Raw genomic sequence first — 448 nt, 5'->3', positions numbered from 1 at the left:
TTATAGGGTACAGTTCAACAAGGGATTCGCCTTTTTCTTTTTCTATGACCCTATGCATCTTTTTATACATTCCTATTCTGGAGTGCCTTTTGGCTTCCCTATGTCTCCCTATTTTTCGCATAAAATCTTGCATACTCTTAGCGTGGTTTTTTTCCGAAATGCTGGCGGTACCCCATCGCTATCAAGCTAAGCTCATACAACGTCAATTATAGTAGAGGTTGTTTCTTTTTTCTAAAGGGCAAGTGTAGGTGATTGAAAGATTTGCATACGAAATAAACCCTAACGGGTTCACTTTTTTTGAATTAAGCGGCTTGATTATCAGACAGGGTACAATTGTAAACGACACCTAATATATCAAAGACCGTTTTTTTCTCATATCGATGAGATTTCCGCCCGTTTTGCTGTAGGAGATTGAACAGGCGAAGCAACACCTTTGATAGCTCTTGGG

The 448-nt window shown here is 39.5% G+C and carries 1 pseudogene; it reads right to left on the bottom strand.

The features are described from left to right. Window positions 1-302 precede the first annotated feature (302 nt). Window positions 303-448, bottom strand: a pseudogene (locus tag B5P40_RS32030) (IS4 family transposase); the annotation flags it as partial.

The organism is Bacillus sp. SRB_8 (assembly GCF_003264205.1).
Lineage (GTDB): Bacteria > Bacillota > Bacilli > Bacillales > Bacillaceae_G > Bacillus_A > Bacillus_A mycoides.
This window is presented reverse-complemented; position numbering and strand designations above follow the sequence as displayed.